This is a genomic window from Chryseobacterium viscerum, from assembly GCF_002899945.2.
Taxonomy (GTDB): domain Bacteria; phylum Bacteroidota; class Bacteroidia; order Flavobacteriales; family Weeksellaceae; genus Chryseobacterium; species Chryseobacterium viscerum.
Genome location: NZ_PPEG02000002.1, coordinates 72,232 through 95,308 on the forward strand (window position 1 = coordinate 72,232; position 23,077 = coordinate 95,308).

Annotated in this window: 15 protein-coding genes; 12 read left to right on the top strand and 3 right to left on the bottom strand. The window is 36.9% G+C overall.

The window, feature by feature from the left end; genetic code table 11:
* Positions 1-302: 302 nt before the first annotated feature.
* Both C1634_RS04005 and C1634_RS04010 read right to left on the bottom strand, forming a co-directional pair.
* Positions 303-1,712, bottom strand: a complete 1,410-nt coding sequence (locus tag C1634_RS04005; RefSeq protein ID WP_103231506.1) for a hypothetical protein — start codon at positions 1,710-1,712, stop codon at positions 303-305.
* 44 nt (positions 1,713-1,756) lie between these two features.
* Positions 1,757-4,546 carry a TonB-dependent receptor domain-containing protein gene (locus C1634_RS04010; RefSeq protein ID WP_109737925.1) on the bottom strand — a complete coding sequence of 930 codons (2,790 nt, stop codon included), beginning with the start codon at positions 4,544-4,546 and terminating at the stop codon, positions 1,757-1,759.
* 324 nt (positions 4,547-4,870) lie between these two features.
* On the opposite strand from C1634_RS04010, the gene C1634_RS04015 reads away from it, so the two are divergent.
* The 11 genes from C1634_RS04015 (at position 4,871) to C1634_RS04065 (ending at position 20,237) form a co-directional block, all read left to right on the top strand.
* Complete coding sequence (locus tag C1634_RS04015; protein ID WP_109737926.1) at positions 4,871-5,545, top strand: response regulator; 675 nt, start codon at positions 4,871-4,873, stop codon at positions 5,543-5,545.
* A 48-nt stretch (positions 5,546-5,593) separates the two neighbouring features.
* Positions 5,594-6,625: a sensor histidine kinase gene (locus C1634_RS04020; RefSeq protein WP_103234227.1), complete on the top strand. Its 1,032-nt coding sequence runs from the start codon at positions 5,594-5,596 to the stop codon at positions 6,623-6,625.
* A 134-nt stretch (positions 6,626-6,759) separates the two neighbouring features.
* Positions 6,760-7,359: an IS1096 element passenger TnpR family protein gene (locus C1634_RS04025; RefSeq protein WP_103234226.1), complete on the top strand. Its 600-nt coding sequence runs from the start codon at positions 6,760-6,762 to the stop codon at positions 7,357-7,359.
* A gap of 191 nt (positions 7,360-7,550) precedes the next feature.
* Positions 7,551-8,900, top strand: coding sequence for an alpha-amylase family glycosyl hydrolase (locus C1634_RS04030; protein ID WP_103234225.1), 1,350 nt, complete (start codon positions 7,551-7,553; stop codon positions 8,898-8,900).
* Positions 8,901-9,044: 144 nt separating this feature from the next.
* Positions 9,045-9,485 (top strand): GreA/GreB family elongation factor, encoded by a 441-nt coding sequence (locus tag C1634_RS04035; protein WP_103234224.1) that lies wholly within the window; start codon positions 9,045-9,047, stop codon positions 9,483-9,485.
* 136 nt (positions 9,486-9,621) lie between these two features.
* Positions 9,622-10,416, top strand: coding sequence for a thymidylate synthase (locus tag C1634_RS04040; protein WP_109737927.1), 795 nt, complete (start codon positions 9,622-9,624; stop codon positions 10,414-10,416).
* A gap of 400 nt (positions 10,417-10,816) precedes the next feature.
* Positions 10,817-11,035, top strand: a complete 219-nt coding sequence (locus tag C1634_RS04045; RefSeq protein WP_103234222.1) for a hypothetical protein — start codon at positions 10,817-10,819, stop codon at positions 11,033-11,035.
* Positions 11,036-11,060: 25 nt separating this feature from the next.
* Positions 11,061-13,571, top strand: coding sequence for a M1 family metallopeptidase (locus tag C1634_RS04050; protein ID WP_109737928.1), 2,511 nt, complete (start codon positions 11,061-11,063; stop codon positions 13,569-13,571).
* 168 nt (positions 13,572-13,739) lie between these two features.
* Positions 13,740-15,068, top strand: a complete 1,329-nt coding sequence (locus C1634_RS04055; protein ID WP_109737929.1) for a hydroxymethylglutaryl-CoA synthase family protein — start codon at positions 13,740-13,742, stop codon at positions 15,066-15,068.
* A 621-nt stretch (positions 15,069-15,689) separates the two neighbouring features.
* Positions 15,690-18,542 (top strand): SusC/RagA family TonB-linked outer membrane protein, encoded by a 2,853-nt coding sequence (locus C1634_RS04060; protein ID WP_103233302.1) that lies wholly within the window; start codon positions 15,690-15,692, stop codon positions 18,540-18,542.
* 12 nt (positions 18,543-18,554) lie between these two features.
* Positions 18,555-20,237, top strand: a complete 1,683-nt coding sequence (locus tag C1634_RS04065; protein WP_103233301.1) for a RagB/SusD family nutrient uptake outer membrane protein — start codon at positions 18,555-18,557, stop codon at positions 20,235-20,237.
* 83 nt (positions 20,238-20,320) lie between these two features.
* Here C1634_RS04065 and C1634_RS04070 read toward each other — a convergent pair whose 3' ends face one another.
* Positions 20,321-21,244: a helix-turn-helix domain-containing protein gene (locus C1634_RS04070; protein ID WP_109737930.1), complete on the bottom strand. Its 924-nt coding sequence runs from the start codon at positions 21,242-21,244 to the stop codon at positions 20,321-20,323.
* 182 nt (positions 21,245-21,426) lie between these two features.
* On the opposite strand from C1634_RS04070, the gene C1634_RS04075 reads away from it, so the two are divergent.
* On the top strand, positions 21,427-22,956 hold the full coding sequence (locus tag C1634_RS04075; RefSeq protein WP_103233299.1) for an aldehyde dehydrogenase family protein: 1,530 nt from the start codon (positions 21,427-21,429) through the stop codon (positions 22,954-22,956).
* Positions 22,957-23,077 lie beyond the last annotated feature (121 nt).

Genomic DNA, 23,077 nt, shown 5'->3' on the forward strand with positions numbered 1-23,077 from the left:
GATTATAAATTTCGTAATTTTTATATTCAATAGGAATGGGCTTTAGCCCGTTTAAACTTAATAAAAATAAATTCTCCTGGCTTTAGCCAAAACTTCTCAATAAACATATATGGGAATCTGTGACAATCTGGGATTCGATGAAAAAACAGCTGTTCAAATTGGAATGTTCCTTTTTACAATATGAACACCCCTTAATGTTGAAATCGTCAGACTTCAGTGAAATCAGATAATAATGATAAAAAAAAGCCTTCGGAAAATACTTCCGAAGGCTTTTAAAAATTGAATCTAACTGCTATATTGTGTTATAGGTTGAAGTTTGTCCATCCTGCATACCAAGTATCGTTGGCATCTTTTACTGCCCCTCTGTAAGTTACCTGTGTAAACCAAGCAGCTAATTTAGGGTTAGTAAATGCTCCACCTGTTAATAATGGAGAACCAGCACTAGGAGTGAAGTTTGGTGTAGTTCCTGCAGGAGCCCATGCGCCAGCAAGTTTTACATCAGCTGTAGAAGCAAGGATTGTATTTCCTTTCGCATTAAACCAAGTCGTAAGATCGTTTAATGTATAAGTTGTCGGAGTAGATGTAGATGGTCCGAATTTTAAAGGAGTTGTATTTCCTGCTAAAACGTTGTTTTCAAAGAATAATTTGTTCCCTACAATATTGTTATCTGTTGGAGCACCTTTGGTAGCATCAACGAATAAACCAACTGGGAATCCTGTAAATACAGAGTTGAATACAGAGATCGAAGAGTTTCTTCTGATCTGTAAAGCATTCTGGAATAATGCGTTGATCGTTCCTGGAGCCGCAGAGTTGATTGGGCCAATGATCGTCATGTTAGAGAATGTAGCGGATGTCTGAGGTGTCAAAGTAGAACCGTTAGCATCATTATCAGATTCAAATGCGTTAGAACCTGAAACGTCAGCTACCTGAGAATCTCTTACTGCGATACCAAACTGGATATTTCCTGCGAAACCGTTATCTGTATCGAAATCATCATCAAGACCTTTGTAAGAAATAAGGTGAGAACAGTTTACCGTTCCTCCGAACCATTCAAAACTGTCATCATTAGCGTAAGCAACTTCTACGTAATCTACTTTAGTTCCGTTACCAACACCTCCGAATGTAAGTCCGTTGATCTCTTTATCTGGTAAGAATGCATATCCAGCATATTCTATTCTTACATATTTTAATACACCACTGTTATCAGCAGCATTAGTTCCACCGTAAAGTCCAAGACCATCAGAGTTGTTGATACCTCCTTCAATCTCTCCAACTCCGTTTGCTCCACCGAAAGAAGCATTAGTAGGAGCATTTCCTAAAATTACTACCCCTGCCCAGTCTCCTCTTTTAGGACTTGGTTTTTCAGAAGTGAAGATAATTGGGTTGGCAGCAGTACCTTCTGCCATGATTTTACTTCCTCTTGTAATGATCAAAGCTCCGTTTTTATCAGCTTCACCTACAATCTTTGTACCTGGCTCGATAGTTAAAGTAGCTCCGTTAGTTACGTATACTAGCCCTCTTAGCTTATAGATTTTATTAGCTTTAAGCGTAAGGCTGGAAGTGATCTTTCCTGAAAGAATAAGGTTTTCAGTCTCTCCGTTTCCGTTACCTCCATTTTGAATAATGGTAGGTCCATCTTCTTCTATATTTCTACATGCGGTAGTAGATACTAGAGCGCCAAGCATTAAAGAATATAAAACGAACTTTTTCATGTTATAAAGAATTAAATTATTTATTAGATTATTTGTTGAATGAATTAAAAATTGTATCCCAGTGTTAAACTGATATTGGTTCCTGTAAGTCTTTCAATAGCAAGAGCATCCTTACTGTCATACTTACCGTTATCGTTCAGGTCATGGTAGAATTTAGCACGACGGTTCAGGATATCTGAAACATTAAGCTTGATCTCTCCTTTGTTGCTCCATATTTTTTTAGCAAGCTGGAAATCTAAAAGAGGTCTTGGTGCTTCCCAGATTGGTGGTACCTGATCGTTTCCTACATAAAGAATTCTTCTTCCGATCATGTTGAATAGTACAGTAGAAGACCATCCTGATTTTTCAGTATCATACTGAAGACTTACGTTGACAGTATATGGAGATTGTCCCTGCATTGGTCTGTCTATCTTAGTAGCCTCGTCTGTTACTTTGTTTTTAATTAAAGCTACGTTTCCACCTAGCGTGAAGTTTTTAAGAGCACTTACAAAATCAAGTTTTTTTCTTACTTCTACTTCCACACCATAAGCATCAGCTTTATCTACGTTAAGATAGTTGAAGGTGTTACTGGTTCCTACCCCTGATTGGTTGAAGTATAGCTCGATTGGTTTTTTGAAGTTTTTATAGAAACCTGCTACGGATATAATTTCTCCGTTTCTTGGGTAATATTCCCAACGAACGTCAGCACTCGTTATTTTTGTTCTTTCAATAGACTTGTTACCGATTACGGTAGCTCCCAAATCAAAGTCATAGTATGCTAAAGGAGAAACCTCTCTAAATTCCGGTCTTACAACAGTTTGTGAACCTGCAAGACGGATATTCATTTTAGGGTTTACCTTGAATGTCAAGTTAACGGCTGGTAAAAAGTCAGTAACACGAGTATTTACAAAACGGTCATCACTTCTTTTTGTGCTTCCTACCAACTGGTCAAAGTTTTCAACTCTTAATCCCCATACCGCTCTTAGCCATGGTGTGAAGTTGTTGTCAAACTGTAAATATCCTGCGTTAAGGATGGTATTGGCAATATATCTGTACTGATTTCCTGCAATTTCATCAAATGTAAATCCTCCGTTACCTCCGAAATTACCAGGATTGAAGATCGTTTCGAAAGGTTGAGAAAGTAATCCCTGGTTGAAGTTTTCAAGTTTTACAGAGAAAGGTCTTGAGTTGTATATTCTATCTTTTACCTGGAACAAATAACCTCCTTTGATGGTTTGTTTTTGCCCAAATAGAGTAAATGACTTGGAAATATCACCCCCTGCATTATAGAGATAATCGCTTAGAGTAGAATAAAATACACTTCCTGATTTTTGAGAAAGACCATTAGAAATCAATGCCAAATAAGGGCTTCCTTCCATGGTTGTGTATTGGTTATACTGCAAACGCTGTAGCAAAGGAATATATTGGTCCAGGATCCCGAAGCTTCCGTACCAGTTTACGGTAAATCCGCCAAGAGCATCAATTTTATGAGTACCGGTAAGGGTTGAGTTATAGAAAGTAGTTTCTTTAAATCCAATTTCCCTTGCCATAATATTTGTTCCGTTGATCGGATCAAATTCAAAATCTTTTCCTGTTCTGAAAGACATATGGTTCACCGTATTGTTGGTGATGATGTTCTTTAAGGAAATTTTATTGTTGTTGTTTAATTTTAAAGAAAGATTCAACATCCCTCCTAAAATAATATCATTGCTGTATTTTTCTGTGAAATAATCGAAGTTGGTGTCAGCAAGCTGGTCGTTGATGGTAAAGAAACGGTTGGTAGATTCGGTTCTTCTTTTATTGTTACTGTAGTTTAATACTGCAATTACCCCTAAATCTTTTCCGAAAAGCTTTGTATTGAAACCTCCGTCAAGTTGTAAACTTAAATTTTCAGGATATCCAATACTGTTGTATCCTAGGTTCTTTGTATATCCTTTACCAATATCTGTTTTCTGACCTTCAGTGAGAATGCTGAATCCATTTTTTGCAGGCATATTAGTAGGAAGCTTTCTGTAACCGTCATCAATTCCTAAGAAGTCCCATTTTCCACCTTTCTGCATATGGAATTCCTGTCCCATAGTAGCTGTGTTTCCTCCTACACCTACCTGAACATTGAAGAAATTTTTATTGGGAATATCCTTTGTATTTACCTGAATCAAAGCTCCTCCCCATTCTCCGGTATATTCAGGAATGAAAGTTTTGTTGATAACAAGAGTTTCAATAACGTTTGCCGGGAAAAGGTCAAAAGAAAAGGTCTTTCTGTCTGGTTCCGTACTGGATAACTGAATACCATTTAACATCGCCTGGTTGTAACGGTCTGACAACCCTCTTACTACGATATATTTTCCTTCAGATAAACTCACCCCTGAAACTCTTTTCAGAACTTCACCCGTGTTTCTGTCCGGACTTCTTTTAATAGCTTCAACCCCAATAACCTGAGAAACTACACCGGCATTTTTCTGTAAACCGATTGTAGAGGCTATAGTTTCTTTCCTGGCGTTTGATTTTATGACAACTCCCTCAATTTCTTTTTCCTTAGTAGATGGCTTGTCCAGAACGATATCAAGATGAGTATTACCTTCATTCTTTATAATAACCTCACTGATCTCTTTTCTGTTATACCCATTGGAACTTACCGTTACAATGTAATTGGCACCAGGGGATAGGTTGATAGAGTAGTATCCGGAAATGTCAGTGGTTACTTCCTGGCCATTTACTTTTACCTTTACTCCTTCTATAGGAGTGTTGTCTTTCTCATCCAATACCCTACCTTCCAGAATCTGACTCTGTGCAAAGGCATAGCCAGCAGAAAACAAGGCAAGTAGCATAATGCTCTTGTGGAGTTGTTTTTTCATTTTACTTCTTTTACTTCTTTTTCAAGGGCAAAATAAGGGCTAAGTTTTTAAGAAAACTTTAGGATAATCTTAATTAATTGTGAAGTTTGTATGAACGAATGAGGTGTACATGCGGTTATTGATGTTTAATTTTTTTAATTATATTTTTTGTTTTAATTTTCAATATTGTTTCGTATATTTGATTTATGTGTATTTAATGTTTAATTTTTTTATTGATTTTGTAATTTTAAGTTAAAATGTTGTTTTTTAATAATTAGTTAACATTTGACGGATAGATAAAATCAATTGAAATAATTAATTTTGTGGGAATTCTTAAACTAGAAGATGAGCAAAAAAATTCTTTTAATAGACGATGAACTGGACATTTTAGAGATTCTGTCTTACAATTTGGAAAAGGAAGGGTATGATATCTATACAGCGACCAATGGTAATGAAGGTATAGAAAAAGCAAAGGAAATTGTTCCGGACCTTATCTTACTAGATGTCATGATGCCTGAGAAAGATGGTATAGAAACCTGTCAGGAACTTCGTAAAGTGAAAGAACTTCAAAAAACACTTATCGTGTTCCTTTCTGCAAGAAGCGAAGAATTTTCTCAATTAGCAGGTTTTCAGGCGGGTGCCAATGATTACATCGTAAAACTGATCAAACCGAAAATCCTTATCTCTAAAGTGAATGCATTATTACAGTTGACCTCTCAGGTTTCTGATAATGCAAAACTAATTGAAATCGGAGACCTTGTTATCGACAAAGATAACTTCAGAGTTTCCAAAGCCGGACAGCAATTTCTTCTTCCTAAAAAAGAATTTGATTTGCTTTACCTATTGGCTTCCAACACTGAGAAAGTTTTCAAAAGAGAAGAGATTCTGGAAAAAGTTTGGGGTAATGATGTGATTGTAGGAGAAAGAACAATCGATGTTCATATCAGAAGGCTAAGAGAAAAACTAGGAATCAATACGATTCAGACATTAAAAGGGATTGGATATAAACTGATCGTTTAATTATTTAGAAATCTTACCTTTACGTTCAATCATTAAAATGTTGTAAAATTGAAATTTTACAGACTTACCCTCGTTGCCTCTTGTCTGCTGACACTGGTAATGTTCCTTTTAGTAGTCGTATTCGATTCACTGAAAGATATCTATTATGAGACCCCTTTGTTCAAAACGGGTCTTTTGATCTGTATTATCCTGATCTTTCTGATTAACTCTGTAGTGCTGGAACTTCTTTTCAATTACTACAGCAGAAAACAGGTAAAAGGTCTTTCCGGATTTCTTCCGCAGGAAATAGTTCAGAATCACGATGAGAATATCACGATCAAAGAATTAGGGGAAAGGTTTTCAGACCTCAATCAGCAGCAGGTATCAGAAATTGATATGATGAAAGAGATGGAAAGCTACCGTAAAGAATACATCGGAAATGTTTCCCACGAATTGAAAACACCTTTATTTTCTATCCAGGGATATGTGGAAACCTTAAGAGACGGTGGGGTAGACAACCTTACCATTCGGGATAAATATCTGGAAAGAATAGACAAATCCGTAGAAAGACTTATTGCTATTGTAACAGACCTGGATATGATCAACAGGCTGGAAGCAGGCGAAATCAACCTTACCGTTTCAAAATTTGATGTCAATCTTCTGATCAAGGAAATCTTTGATCTGCTTGATCTTGAAGCTGAAAAACGAAATACCACCTTACAAATACAGACCCTTCATCCACAGATTTTTGTGGAAGCGGATAAACAGAAAATTTCTCAGGTTTTCATTAACCTTATTTCCAATGCCATTCATTATGCCAACAGGCAGGAAGCGAAAGTCATTGTAAAGACCAGTGTCCTTAAAAATAAAGTACTGATAGAGGTAATAGACAACGGAATGGGAATAAAATCTGAACTTCTTCCAAGGATCTTCGAAAGATTTTACCGTGTAGAAACCAGCAGAAGCAGGAGAGAAGGCGGTTCCGGACTAGGATTGGCGATTGTAAAACACATCCTTGAAGCTCATAACGAAAATATTACTGTAGAAAGTGTCTACCTTGAAGGAACGAAATTCAGTTTTATGCTCGAAAAAAGTAAATAATTCCTGCAAAATGTAAGAAAAAAAAATATTTTAAAAAATCCTGAAATATTTTTTTGTCACATGTCATTTATTATATATTTGCACCAGAGATTTATCATAATTATAAAGGCAAAAAAGTAATTTAAGAAACTGATATGGTTTACAAAATCCGCGTAATATTAGATGCGAAAGAAGATATTTTCCGAGATATCGAAGTTAAGGGAAAACAAACGTTATGGAACTTACATTTAGGAATTAAAAGTGCATTCAGTCTGCAGGGAGATGAGCTTTCTACTTTTAATCTGTTAGAAGATGACGGAACGATCGTAAAAAGTGTCCCATTGGAAGATATGAGTGATGATGGTGATGGCGAAATTATGTCAGATGTTTACATTGATGAGGCCTTTGCAAATGCAGGTGACAAAGCACAGTTTCAGTATGGGCTGCTAGACCTTTGGGAATTCTTCTGTGAGCTTGTAGAAGTCATTGAAGAAACAAAAGGCGTGAACTATCCAATCACAGTATACAGATTTGGAAATGTTCCATTGAAAGCACCTAGCAAAAATGGAACTGCTGGAGGATCCAAAAGAAAATCAGCAATGCCTCTGGCAGATGATGAGTTCGGTTTTGATGATGATTTTGGAGCAGGAGGAAATTTTTCAGATGAAGATGATGATAGCTTCGATGATGAGGAAGAAGAAGACTACAACGATGATGTCTTTGATGATGAGGATGACAATGACGAAGAAAGATAGTCAACACAATATAATGAGCCCTGGGTTTTGATCCGGGGCTTTTTTATGGCAAAAAAAAATCAAAAAGAGTTATTCATCTGCTTAGTGCCAGTAAGCCGATTCGCAAATTCACCCATTAACCTTTTAATGATTTCACTTTCCCTTTTACTTTTTCTCAAAAAACAATCCTTACTTTTGTTAAAAATAGTTTAATGAAAAAATTAATTTTGTTAGCTGTAATTGGTCTGGGAATTGTTTCCTGTACCACTCAAAAAAATACACGGAAGATGACAGAACTGCCAAAAGATTGGAAACATAACACGAATATTTACGAAGTAAACATAAGACAATATACTCAGGAAGGAACTTTCAAAGCATTTGCAAAAGAAATGCCCCGCCTGAAATCTATGGGAGTAAAAACACTCTGGTTTATGCCCATTACCCCCATTGCCCAGCAGAATAAAAAAGGAAGTATGGGAAGCCCATATGCCGCTGCAGATTATACTTCCATTAATCCTGAATTCGGTACCCTGCAGGATTTTAAAGATATGGTAAATGAGGCGCACAGATTGGGATTCAAAGTGATCATAGACTGGGTCGCCAACCATACCGGATGGGATCATGTGTGGACCAAAACACATCCCGAATTTTATTTGAAAGATCCAGACGGTAAATTCCATATCGCTTCAGGAATGGATGATATCATTGAGTTGGATTATAAAAACCAGGAAATGCGCCAGGCGATGATACATGCTATGAAATTTTGGGTGCAGGAAACCCGAATTGACGGTTTCAGATGTGATCTTGCTTCATGGGTAGAAGTGGATTTTTGGGAACAGGCACGCCCTGAAGTAGAAAAAATAAAACCCCTTTTCTGGCTGGGGGAATTTGATGAGTTGGAAAGTCCCGAATATGGAAAAGTTTTTGATGCCAGTTATTCCTGGAAGTGGATGCACAAATCTGCCGACTATTATAAAAAAAATGAACCTCTTCAGGAACTTAAAGACCTTTTAAAACAATACTCTAATATTGGAGATGCTTCAATGAGAGCTTGGTTTACAACAAATCACGATGAAAACTCATGGAACGGAACCGAATATGAAAAATATGGAGTCATCACAAAACCTATGGCTGTATTCTCAGCAACATGGAATGGAGTTCCGTTATTATATTCAGGTCAGGAACTTCCCAACATGAAAAGACTGGAGTTTTTCGAAAAAGATGTTATCAAATGGAGTAATACTTACCTGGCAGCAGATTTCTATAAAACATTACTGGAGTTAAAAGCTTCCAATCCGGCACTAAGAGGAGGAGATTCCAATGTGACTACCTATCTTTTAAATACTACAGCCAATGACAAGATTCTGGCGTATGTAAGAAAAAATGGAAAAGATGAAGTACTGGTAGTTCTGAATATGTCGAAAGAAGCTGTTAACTTTTCAATTGAAGACGAACATGTATCAGGAACATTCGGAAATGTTTTCGATAAAACAAAAAGAGATTTCAATGCTGGAAAAGATTTCAGTTTCCAGGTTTCAGAATACGCTGTATTTCAAAAATGAAAGCCATAAAATTTTGGCTGAAATTGTAAAATCTTAATGAATAGTCTTTAAACGGTGCTCAATTCCACTCCGCTGGAGGGGTGTCGAAATCTATGATTTTGACGGGGTGGTCTACCATTCATAATAAAAAATCCCAGCGTTACCATGAACAAACAAGAAATAATAAATATAATTAAAGCAAAAGCGACGGACAAAATCCAGTCTTTTGAAAACCTTATCGCAGAAACACGAGCTTCCAATAATGATACGAAAAGCTCAATGGGTGATAAATATGAAACCGGAAGAGAAATGCTTCAGCAGGAAATTAATAATCTTCAGAGACAGCTTAATGAAGTTTTGAACCAGCAGGCTGTTTTGCAGAAAATAACGTCTGACCCTTCAGAAAAAGTTCAGAACGGAGCATTGGTGAAAACCAATAAAGGATTGTTTTATATCTCTGTTTCAATGGGAGAAATTGCTGTTGACAATCAGAAAGTCATGACCGTTTCGGCTGAATCTCCTTTGGTAAAAGTGATGTATGGTAAAAAAACAGGAGAATCATTCACTGTAAACACCATTAGCCAGACGATTGAAAATATATGGTAAAAATATAAGATGTTAGATCGCAGATAAACAGCTGTTTAATAGAAAATAGAGATAGTCTCTATAAAAAGCATTCATAAAAAGGAGTGCTTTTTTTGATGGTTTTTACTAAATTTGAAAACTTAAAATCCCATTCAAAATGCAAAACTACCTGGATCTTTTACAGCATATTTTAGATAACGGAACTGATAAAACCGACAGAACGGGCACTGGAACAAGAAGTGTCTTCGGATATCAGTTGAGATACGATCTGTCAAAAGGATTTCCATTGGTGACGACTAAAAAAGTGCATTTGAAGTCTATTATTTATGAATTGCTTTGGTTTCTGAAGGGAGATACCAATATCAAATACCTTAAAGATAACGGAGTAAGCATCTGGGACGAATGGGCGAATGAAAATGGAGATTTGGGACCCGTGTACGGAGCACAGTGGAGAAGCTGGAATGGAGCAGACGGAAAAATTGTGGACCAAATCACAGAAGTAATAGACCAGATCAAAAAGAACCCCGATTCCAGAAGACTCATTGTATCTGCATGGAATGTGGCGGAAATACCCAATATGGCATTGGCACCTTGTCACGCACTGTTCCAGTTTTATGTAGCAGATGGTAAATTATCCTTGCAGCTTTATCAGAGAAGTGCTGATGTTTTCCTTGGAGTACCGTTCAATATTGCAAGCTATGCATTGCTGTTGATGATGGTAGCGCAGGTTTGTGATTTGGAAGTAGGAGACTATGTTCACAGCTTCGGAGACGTTCATATCTATAACAACCACTTTGAACAGGTCAACAGACAGCTTGCTAGAGAAACCAGATCACTTCCGACAATGAAGCTGAATCCAGAGGTTAAAGACATCTTTAATTTTGATTTTGAAGACTTTATCTTGGAGAATTATGATCCGCATCCGGGGATTAAGGCTCCTGTAGCCATTTGATATCCTTTTATAGCTATCTAATCCTTTTTATCAATATCCTTCTATTATTTTCACTTTAATAGGAGATATTACTTTTGTCATAAGTTCTGGAATATAAGGGCCGTTAGACCTGTGCCTGATTTGCTGGCCGGAACATTATTGTATCCTCAAAAGATTCATGTTTACAGCATAGAAAGAGAATCAAACTGTACTATAAGGTTTTCTTACAAAGACGGGAAAATAATCCGTACGAAGTAGCTTATGCTTCAATTTATCCTGATATAAAAACGTAATCAGGCTTTCCTTTAATAATTGTTTCTTACATTTGAAAGAACAACTCCAGCTTGCTTATTGAATCTTTGTGAAAGAAGATAAATGGGCCGGGGGTAGATCATAAATTTCAAATGCTTAAAAATAAATCATGAAGTATTTAAAAATCGATATTGAAGAAAATGCGGACATTGAAGCACTGAAAAATGCAGTACTTCAGTTGAAAGGAGTCGCTTCAGTAGAAATAGTTGACGACGAAAATCCTGAAAGTGAACTGAAAAAAGCTTTTGCAAAAACGAAGGAACAACTTAAAAAAGGAGACTATGAAACCTTAGTCAATGATATTTTCGATATTATCATAAAAAAATAAATCTAAAAAATAATAAAGTAGACCGATGAGAAAGGCCATTTTATCAATTGCTATACTTGGGATTTTATTTTCCGCAAATGTATCAGCACAAACTGAAACTTCAGGAAGGGAAAAAGTGTACAGAGCTACCCATACCAAAGTAACAGAACTCAAACACACGAAGCTGAAAGTAGATTTCGATTATCAGAAAGAACAAATGAATGGAGAAGAATGGCTTACTGCCTCACCCTATTTTTATGCTTCAAACGAACTGACACTTGATGCAAAAGGAATGCTGATTCATGAAGTAGCTCTTGATAATAACGGCAAAAAATCTCCTCTAAAGTATGAATACAAAGGTGATGTCCTGAAAATTACTCTGGATAAAACATACCAGAAAAATCAGGATTATACAGTTTATATCAAATACACATCCCGCCCGAACGAAGTAAAACAGGAAGGAAGTATGGCCATCAATGATGCGAAAGGTCTTTACTTCATCAATGCTCAGGGGACAAATCCGGATATGCCGACACAGATCTGGACTCAGGGAGAGACGGAATCTTCTTCTGCATGGTTTCCGACTATCGATAAACCGAATCAAAAGACAACACAGGAAATCTACATGACCGTTCCTGATAAATATGTTACCCTTTCCAACGGTATTCTGAAAGATTCTAAAAAGGAGTCCAATAATCTGAGAACTGATCACTGGGTGATGGATAAAAGGCATTCTACCTATCTTTTCTTTATGGGGGTAGGGGAATATGCTATTGTAAAAGACAAATGGAAAAATATTCCGGTTGATTATTACATCGAAAAAGAATACGAGCCTTATGCCAAGCAGATCTACGGTAATACTCCGGAAATGATCGACTTTTTCTCTAAAAGACTGAACTATGACTATCCATGGGCCAAATACGCTCAGATTTCCGGCAGGGATTATGTGAGTGGAGCGATGGAAAATACCACAGCGACCCTTCACGGAAGTGATATCCTTCAGAAACCAGGACAGCTTATTGATGAAAATAAATGGGAAGATACCATTGCCCACGAATTGTTCCATCATTGGTTTGGAGACCTGGTTACTGCAGAAAGCTGGAGTAATCTTACCGTCAATGAATCTTTTGCCAACTATTCCGAATACCTTTGGAACGAATATAAGTACGGAAAAGACCAGGCAGATTATCACCTGATGTCAGACGTGAATCAGTATATTCACAATCCATCCGACTTCAATAAAAACCTTGTGAGGTTCAATTATGATTCCCGTGAAGATGTTTTTGACCTGGTAACCTATCAGAAAGGGGGAGGAATTCTCAATATGTTGAGAAGCTATCTTGGAGATGATGCCTTCTTTGCCGGAATGAATGATTATCTGAAAACCAACGAATATCAGAACGCAGAAGCACATCAGCTGAGACTGTCTTTTGAAAAAGTTTCGGGAAAAGATTTAAACTGGTTCTTTAATCAGTGGTATTTCGGAAGCGGAAACCCAAAAATCAATTACTCATCTACATTTGAACCTGTGAAAAAGCAGGTGTCAGTAACTATTAATCAAACTCAGGAAAAGCCGTTTGAGTTCCCTCTGGCAATAGATGTATATGACAACGGAAAGCCAAAAAGATACAATGTCTGGGTAAATGCAGAGGCAAAGAATACATTCAACTTTGATGTTTCTAAGACTCCGGATCTGGTAAACATTAATGCAGATGGAGTTTTATTGGCAGATATTACCGATACTAAAACCCCGGAGCAGAACCTGATGCAGTTTACCAACTCTAAGGAATTCAAAAATAGATATAATGCTTTAACAGGAATAAAAGATCAGGTTGGAAAAAGTCCTGCTGCAGTAAAGTTATTAGCTGCCGCATTGAAAGATCCATTCTTTAGAATAAGAATAAAAGCATTAGGATTAATAGATCTTACCAATCCTGAGCAGATGAAAGCACTAGGTGCTGATGTTGAAAAACTGGCTTCAAATGATCCTAAAACCTTAACTCAGGCTGCTGCTATTGCCGCTTTAGGAAAGACAAAAGATAAGAAATACATTCCATTATTTGAAAAAGGAGTTAATGCTGTTTCAAATGCGGTGAAAGGAAGTTCTATGAGTGCCATTCTTTCAATCGATCCGTCAAGAGCTAATAATCTGGCTGATAAAATTGATATGAAAGGAGCTTCGGATGAGCTACAGGCACAATTGCTTCCTATTATTGTGAAGAATAAAATTACTTCTCAAATGGAAAATATTACACCACTTGCAACATTTTATCCATTTATTAAATTCCAGAATCCGGAATTAGGAAAAGCAGCAGAAGAAGGATTCAATTGGATTATGACTTCAGATAACCTGAAAGCAACTGAAAGCGTCACAAAAATTGCGGGATATGCCAAAAACCAGATGGCAGATAACCCACAGGCAAAAATGATGATGGTTCAGATTCTGAAAGATGGCTTAAGCAAAAAGATGGAGTTACTGAAACAAAATCCACAAAATGCAGTAAGCATCAACAAGCAGATTGATGTCATCAATAAAGCAATTGAAAATTATAAATAAGTAGATAAGCCGGCAGATTTTGCTGGCTTTCTTTTTATTCGGGATCAATACCAGTTTGTTGAAATATAATGTAAGGGATGTTGTTTTTAGTAATATTACAAAAATCAGCATTTTTTACCACTGTTTTTTGCATTATCTTTCATAAATTCGTTTAAAATTTAGACAATTATGAGTTTTGGAATTGAAGCAGCGGGCTATTATGTGCCTGGTTTATATTTGGAGATGAAGGATTTAGCAGAAAAAAGAGGAATAGAACCAGCGAAATTGGAAAAAGGGTTAGGTCTTCATAAAATGGGACTTTCTGATGTTCATGAAGACGCGGCAACTTTTGCAGCAGAAGCATTACTGAAGCTTATACAAGATTACGATATCAATCCTAAAGAAATAGCAAGAGTATATCTTGGAACAGAAAGTGCTGTGGATGCAGCAAAACCTACAGCTTCCTATGCGGTACAGATGGTAGAAAAGGTGTTGGAAGAGGAGTTTGGAGCAAGATGCTTCAAAAACTGTGATGTTCTGGATATGACCTTTGCTTGTGTAGGAGGGGTAGATGCATTACATAATGCATTGGATTTCGTAAGAGTGAATCCTGATAAAAAAGCAGTAGTAATTGCCAGTGATTACGCCAAATATGAGTTAGCCTCTTCAGGAGAATATACACAGGGAGGAGGAGCTGTATCTCTTTTGGTTTCATCAAAACCAGATCTTCTTGAAATTGAAAATAACTGGGGAGTAGCTTCTGAAAGTGTTTTTGATTTTTTCAAACCGAGAAGATTGTATAATAAAGAGAACTTGAATGGTGCGCCGGAAACATACCCTGAAAAAATTGAAATTTTTACGGATGAACCTGTTTTTGATGGACAATATTCTAATCAGTGCTATCAGGATAGAATAAAAGAAGCTTATTATCATTATAAAGAAATAACCGGACAGGAAAAACCTTATGAAAACTGGAAGTATATTATTTTCCATCTTCCATATGCTTTCCATGGAAAAAGAGTGTTTACGGAAATTTATAGTCTTGAAAATAATCTTTCCTATGAAACTGCAGATGAACAGAAGGCGGTTGCAAAATCTGAAAATTATCTGAAATTAATCAATGATAAAATAGAAAAGACCCAGAGAGCCTCTTCTGAAATAGGAAATATGTATACAGCGTCCATCTTTATGGCATTTCTTTCCGCATTACAAATAGCTTTTAATGAAAATGAAGAACTTTCAGGAAAGGAAATTGGCTTTGTAGGCTATGGAAGTGGTTCAAAATCAAAAGTTTTTGCAGGTAAGGTTTCTGGCAATTGGAGAAAAGTAGCAGAAAAATGGAACTTATTCGAAAATCTGAACCAAAGAACAGCTGTTGATTTTGAAACTTATGAAAAACTTCACAGAAAACAACTGAAAGAATCTGTAAACAGAGCGTATAAAGGTTTCGGGCTTGTTTCTATTGAGACTGAAAATCCTGTTTTGATCGGAGCCAGATATTATAGCTTTCAGAAGTAAAATGATCCTGAATTTAATATAAAAAGCACCTCATATTTTGGGGTGTTTTACTTTTTTATCAAGGTAAAAACAGGGTGAATTTTTATCATTTTTAAAGTTGAATTATTTTTAATTTTAATGGTGAAAAGGTTAAAAAAATACAGAGAATAACAGTGAAAATATTGGGGACTTCAACCGAATTCTGAATATAGTATATTAATAGTTTTTTAATTTTTATCTCAGCGAGACTCTCTTAAAACAGGGGTTCTCTGCCTGTAAGAGTGTATTTTTTATATAAAAATTAAGAAAATAAGGTGTTTTTTTCTCCATTTTGCCCCAAATTAAGAATTGGTTTGTTTTATTTTTTTCTTATATATTGATTGTTTGGGTTTATTTTTTTTATCATTTGTTTTAAATAAATGAAAATTGATTTTAATTTTTAAATTTATTAAAATTCCGTTAATATTAAAATTGACTTATTTTTTGTTAATTTTTTAAATATAATTAAAATGATTCTCCATCATTTTTTAAGTATGGATGTGAATCTGCCCTTTCCAGAAGCCCGTTTTCAGAGTTTAATGAATTGATGTTACAGATATTTATTGACATATTTGTCACTTGAATATATTAAAATCTGTTAATATGAATGTGAAATTAAGCGTTTTGACAGTCGGTGTTTTGTTTTTTACAGGACAGACTGTATTAGCTCAGGAAAAGGACTCTAAGAACAGTAAGGACAAGGAGACAAAACTTGAGGAAGTTGTTGTTTTAGGATATAGCAAGACTGCTACTAAAGCTAAAACAACTTCATCTTCAGTAACAGTTGGTGCTGAAACCTTAGAAAACAGACCTAATATCTCGGTACTGAACTCTATTCAGGGTACAGCTCCCGGGATTGTAGTGAATTCAGCATCTGGATCTCCAGGTTCTGGAAAATTCAATATTTTGATCAGAGGTACAAGTTCCCTTAATGGTTCTACAGATCCTTTGTATGTTGTGGATGGGGTAATTACTTCCGGTTCTCAGTTTAGAAACCTGAACTCTTATGACATTGATACGTTCAGTATCCTGAAAGATGCTCAGGCAACTGCGATCTATGGTAACAGAGCTGCGAACGGGGTTGTTGTAATTACGACTAAAGGAGGAAAATTTAACTCTGGACTGAAGGTGTCTTATGATGCATTAACTTCTTTCAGTAAATTACCTACTTCTGACTATAACATGTCAGATGCTAGACAACTTTTACAGATTCAAAAGACTTTGGGAACTGGTAAAGGGGGTACTTTAACACAAGACGGAATTAACAATTGGGGTACTAATACAGACTGGAGTAAGCAATTTACCCATATTGGTATTTCTCAGCAGCACAACCTTTCAATTACAGGGGGTGGAGAAAACATCAATAACTTTTTCTCTTTAGGATATCTTGATAGTGAAGGTACTGTAAGATCTACAGACTTTAAGAGATTTACAATGAGAAACAACCTTAATGGTAAGACTAAAGACGGGAAACTGACTTTCGGTGCTATCATGGGGTTAGGATATTCCAGAAGAAATCAGCTGGATGATGAAACGAATACAGGTATTTCCAACAATACCCTTCAGAATCCTTTATTCGGAGGTGTCCTTTCATTACCATATATTGCGCCTTCTCCATATGCAAATGGACTGGATTTATATAATGCTATTAAAGGAGATGCAACGAACAACAGACAATGGATTCTTCAGGATAACATCAATGGAGGAATCAGAAACAGATTTACTGAACTAAGTATCTCTGCCAATGCTAACGTAAACTATAAAATTACAGATTATTTAAGCGTTGGAAACAGAACAGGTATTGAGTACAAACAATACGAAAGAAATTTTGCAAGATCTCCACTAGGATACCTTGCTATCAGTGTTGCTAAAGGAGATGGATCTACATATGGAGGATTCGAAGATTTCTCAACAACAAGAGATCTTACTTTCAACAGTATTACAAATATTTCATTCAATAAATCTTTTGGAGATCATACGATTAGTGCTGCTGCATACTTGGATTATATTAAAGCTCATGTAACTTCAACATCACAAAGACAAAACGGTCTGAACCCATTACAGTGGGAATTTGGTGCAGGAACTGGTTATATTCCATTTAACCCAGATACTCCAAACATTTACAGACCTTCTAACAGTGCTACGAAGGTAACTGCTGGTACATTAGCTTATTTTGCAACAGTAGACTACGATTACAAAGATAAATACGGAGTAAGTGGAGTTGTAAGAAGAGATGGTTCTTACCGTTTCCTTCCAACAAACAGATGGGAGACTTTCTGGTCAGTAGCGGCAAGATGGAATGTTGATAAAGAAGAATTCATGGCTGATTCCGGATTCAGATTGCTTAAGTTAAGAGCTTCAATCGGTACTACAGGTAACCAAAACTTAGGAATTGCTGGTGATAACCAAAACCCATTAGCACTTCTTCCAAATAACTTCCTTAATCTTTATAACGGTGTTTCAGGATACCAGAATTTACTAGGATATAACTTTGTAAACTTGTCAAACCCTTCCCTGGAGTGGGAACAGGTAAAACAAAGCAACATCGGATTGGATTTTAATTATAAAGGATTAATCGAAGGTAGCTTTGATTACTACCAGAAAAGAACAACAAGAATGTTTAATGACCTTCAATTGTCGGCTGTTACAGGTACTTATGCATTCAGAGGGAATGATGGGATTCTTGATAATAAAGGTATTGAAGGAATGATCAAATACAACGTGATCAGAAATGAAAATACAAGATTCTCGGTGTTCGTTAACGGTTCATACAACTCGAATAAGATTGTTTCAATGGGAAGTGAAAATCTTTCAGGGGATGTGGTAAATGCTATTGGTGGTCCTGCTGGTCAATATCAGCTATATTCGTATGTAGGTGTAAATCGTGATAACGGAAACTTAGAGTTCCTTGATAAAAACGGAAATGTCACTGAAGCTCCAACATCTGCAGACAGAGTATTGACAGGAAAATCAAGATATGCTAAGTTTACAGGAGGTTTTGGATTCAACGTACAGCACAAAGGTTGGTTCCTTGATACTTTATTCTCTTTCCAACAAGGAGGATGGATCTATGATAACTTACAATCATGGATTATGGACCCAAGTGCAGCTGGAACAAGAAACCTTTCTGCTGATTTATTGAACGCCTGGACTCCTGATAACAGAGATACTGATGTTCCTGCATTAAAAGCTAGTAACTTAAGCTTAGGTTCTTCAGACAGATTCTTACACAAATCTGATTTTATTAGACTTAAGAATATTTCTATTGGATATAACTTTAGCAAAAGTCAATTAGGTAAACTGCCGGTAAAAGGAATCAAAGTATTTGTTCAGGCAGAGAACCTTTATACTTGGACAGATTGGAAAGGATTTGATCCGGAGCCGATTACTTCATATTCACTAAATGTTTATCCTAACCCAAAAACCGTATCTGTAGGTTTAAATGTTGATTTTTAATAAAGAAGAATTATGAAAAGAATTATAAATACAATATTAGTTGTAGCAACCCTTTCATCTGCAGTATTTACGCTGAACAGCTGTCAGGATGCACTAGATATAAAGCAGGCAGGACAATTAGAAGGGCAAGACCTGTATACAAGTGTTGCTAACCTTAATGAAATTTTAAACGGATCTGTATACGCTCAGTTAGATCCAATTGATGAAATCTATTTTACGGCTGTATTTACAGACGAAGTAAAACCTGGATCTGGTAGTGGAGGACAGGAATATTCTCTACACAGACATTTCCTTGATCCGTCTAGTGCTATTATAGCAGGAGGTACCGTAGGTACTGTTGGTAGCGATGGAATCTGGTTAAACAATTATAGAGTAATCAACAGAGTTAACAGACTTCTTGAAGGAGCAAAAAATATTACACCTACTACTACCGACGAGAAGAATACATACAATGCTATTCTTGCGCAGGCAAGAGCGATCAGAGCATATTGCTATGTACAGCTGGAAGCTTATTTCTCTCCTGATATGAAAAATCCTAACGCTTTGGGAGTTATTCTTCTAAAGGATGTTCCTTCTACAGAAGCGCAATTGCCAAGAGCTAAAAATCAGGATGTATATGATTTTATCAATGCTGATTTAGATTATGCGAGAGGGATCTTAGGAAACTCTACAACTCCGAGAAGATATAAGGTAGATAAGAATTTTGTAAACGCGGTTGCTGCTCGTTTTAACCTTTACAGAGGTGAAATGGCATTAGCTAAGCAAAATGCAGAATTCGTAATCAACGGTTCTGGTCTTTCTCTTACAGTTGCTTCACCTATTACAGGTGCCAATGCTGCAGTTCCTGTAACTGAAGCTGATGGTTCTGTGTTCCAATCTGGACCTTTCACTGAAGATCCTACTCCTAAATGGAATATTGCGTTCTATGGAGGGACAACTGATGAGAACACTGGAAACGGTATTGCAGGAGGGTCTTTCAATCCATATAGAAGAATGTGGGCTGACACTGATAATGGAGAAGCTATTTTCTCTCTTAACAGACTTCCATTAGGAGCTGGGGCTGCTATGGGTGGAAAATGGAATACAAACCAGTCTAACCTTAGTGGAGCGCCAATGTGGTTCTGGGGAAGAAACTTATATAACATATTTAAAAATACTCCTGGAGATATTAGAAAATATGCTTATGTAGATCCTTCATCAAAACCAAACGCTAATTATGCCTCTGCAACAGCTGGAAATACGAGAACTGATGGATTGGTTATCGACAAATATCCTGGTAAAACAAGTACAGCTACAAGAAATGACGTAAAAGTTTTCAGATTGTCAGAAATGTACTTCATTATAGCGGAAGCTGAAGTAGCAGCAGGAAATCTTACTGCAGCTCATGATAGAATTCAGCAAGTGAGAGTGGCGAGAAACTTCCAGGGAGCAGCAGTGACACCTACTTATGGATCAACACAAGTAGCTTATGCTGATATCTTGAAAGAGCGTAGAGTTGAACTAGCACTTGAAGGACACCGTTTCATTGACCTTAAGAGACTTGCAGTAGCAGCTAATGCATCTATGGACAGAAATAAGACTGATGATATTATCGATGTGAAAAATCTTCCAAATGGTGATTACAGATATACATTACCTATTCCAATTAAGGAAATCTCTGCGAACCCGAACGTTAAGCAGAATGATAATTATTAAGATTTAATTTTAATATATTTATTAAGAAGAGCCCCATTTATGGGGCTCTTTTTTTATAGCTTATCTTGAGTCTGTCAATAAAATTACCTCACAAGCATCCTGTCCTGATAACTTTTCGGAGTTACTCCTTCCAATTGCTTAAATACCCTTGTGAAATAGTTCGTATCTGAAAATCCGGTCTGAAAAGCGGTTTCCTTGATGCTGGTCTGGCTGGCAAGCAATTCTTTTGCACGGCTTATTCTTTCCTGCAAAATGAAATCATTGGGGGAAGTTCCCAGTTCATCTTTAAACATTTTAAAGAAATTCGACTTACTTACATAAGCCAGCTTGGCAATACTGTCAATAGACAATTTCTGATGTAGATTCCTTTTGATATAATCTACCACAAAACCTATCCTGGATTTATTCTTAACAATATTCTTTTCCACCATACTCCTTGCCTGGGTCTGCATCAATCTTATGAGGAGCTCCTTGAGTGCAAAATCTGCCATGATATCCTTTTGTGAATTATCATCCATGGCAATTCTCATAATATTGTTAGTAGCAGAGGCAAGCGCTTTATTATTAAACAGAAAATATTCATCCAGCTGAATATTCCATTGCGAAGTTTCGTCCACTTTCGGAAGGTGGTAATTGAGGTAGTTGAGAGAATCCTCAATAAAATCCGGATTAAGGCTTAATGAAATACACTGTGTAGGAGTTTCATCTGCCTCAGGAAAATCAATAACCATGGTTTCTCCCGGAGCTACCAGAATACTTTCCCCCGGATAATAATCAAAATAGCTCGTCTTCTTATCCAGTTTCATATGTTTCTTGCCCCTCAGCATGGCTGTAAATGCAATGTTTTCAAAATGAAGTTTTACATCAAAAGCAGCCTTATGGGTCTCATAAATACTGAACTCACAATTGTTTAGATTGAATTTCGTCTGGTTTTCAACAAGACTCAATAGTTGGCTTTCCTTACGTAATTCAGGAGTATTTAATAAAATCTTACTATTGTTATTCATTTCTAAATTTTTTTGAAAAGGGAGTAACTCAAATATAGAAAATTTGAGAGTACGTTGCTGTTAATAAAATACTAAAATTGAACCCCTTGCACTATTTTACACTTTTTTTATAGGATTGTGCTATACTCTTTTGGGCTTCTCAGTGTAATTTGGCAGTATCGAAAAATAAAAACAAGACTAATATGAGCACTATTACAGAACCAAGATCAACGACACTTTTACAGCGTCCAGAGTTCAAAAGCAGATATGATAACTATATTGATGGAAAGTTCACGCCACCCGTTAAAGGACAATATTTTGATGTCGTCTCTCCGGTGGATGGAAAAAACTTTACCCAGGTTGCCCATTCTTCCAAAGAAGATTTGGAACTGGCTGTAGATGCTGCAGAAAAAGCATTTCGTACCTGGAAAAACACTTCGTCTACAGAAAGAAGTATTATCCTGAACAAAATTGCAGACAGGATAGAACAGAACTTAGAATATCTGGCTATAGTAGAAACAATAGATAATGGTAAAGCGGTAAGAGAAACGCTTGCAGCAGACTTACCACTGGCCATTGATCATTTCAGATATTTTGCTTCCGTAATCCGTGCTGACGAAGGATCGCACAATGAGCTGGATAAAGATACCGTATCCCTGATTGTTCACGAACCTCTTGGCGTGATCGCGCAGATCATCCCCTGGAATTTCCCGATACTAATGGCTGTTTGGAAACTGGCTCCGGCATTGGCAGCAGGAAACTGCGTGGTGTTGAAACCAGCAGAAAGCACCCCTGTTTCCATCATGGTTTTGATGGAGCTTATTGGAGACCTTTTACCTGCGGGCGTTATCAATATTGTTAACGGATTTGGAGCTGAGCTTGGAAGAGCATTAGTGACCAATCCCAAAGTAGCCAAAGCAGCCTTTACAGGTTCTACAGCTACAGGGCGTCTGGTGATGCAGTATGCAACAGAAAATATCATTCCTGTAACCCTGGAATTGGGAGGAAAGTCACCTAACGTTTTCTTCAGCTCTGTGATGGATGCTGATGATGAATTTTTAGATAAAGCAATAGAAGGAGCTGTTCTTTTTGCCCTTAACCAGGGAGAGATCTGTACATGCCCTTCAAGATTGCTGGTTCAGGAAGATATCGCAGATGCCTTTATTGAAAGGGTGATCGAAAGAGTAAAAGCCATCAAAGTAGGAAACCCACTGGATAAAACCGTCATGATGGGAGCACAGGCTTCACAGATTCAGAAAGATAAAATCCTTTCCTATATCCAATTAGGAGTAGAAGAAGGAGCCGAAGTATTGGTAGGAGGAGCGGTAAACCATTTGGGTGAAGACCTGGAAGACGGATACTATATTCAGCCTACTATTTTCAAAGGAAACAACAGAATGAGAATTTTCCAGGAAGAAATTTTCGGTCCTGTGCTGGCGTTCACAACCTTCAAAGATGAAGAAGAAGCCGTGAAAATTGCCAATGATACCATTTACGGACTTGGAGCTGGAGTATGGACAAGAGATGCCCACCAGCTGTATAATGTTCCACGCCAGATTGAAGCAGGAAGAGTATGGGTGAACCAATATCACTCTTATCCTGCAGGAGCTCCTTTCGGAGGCTACAAACAATCAGGAATAGGAAGAGAAAATCATAAAATGATGCTCGACCATTACCGTCAAACCAAAAACATGCTGATTTCTTATAACAAGAATAAGTTAGGTTTCTTTTAATATTATTTAGGACGTGCCCGATTGCCTTGGCTTTTCCCAGGGCAAAACGGTCGGGCTATGCAGGGCTGCACTTCGTTTCGGTGCTCCATTTCATTCCGCACCGGCTCGTTCCTCGCCGCCC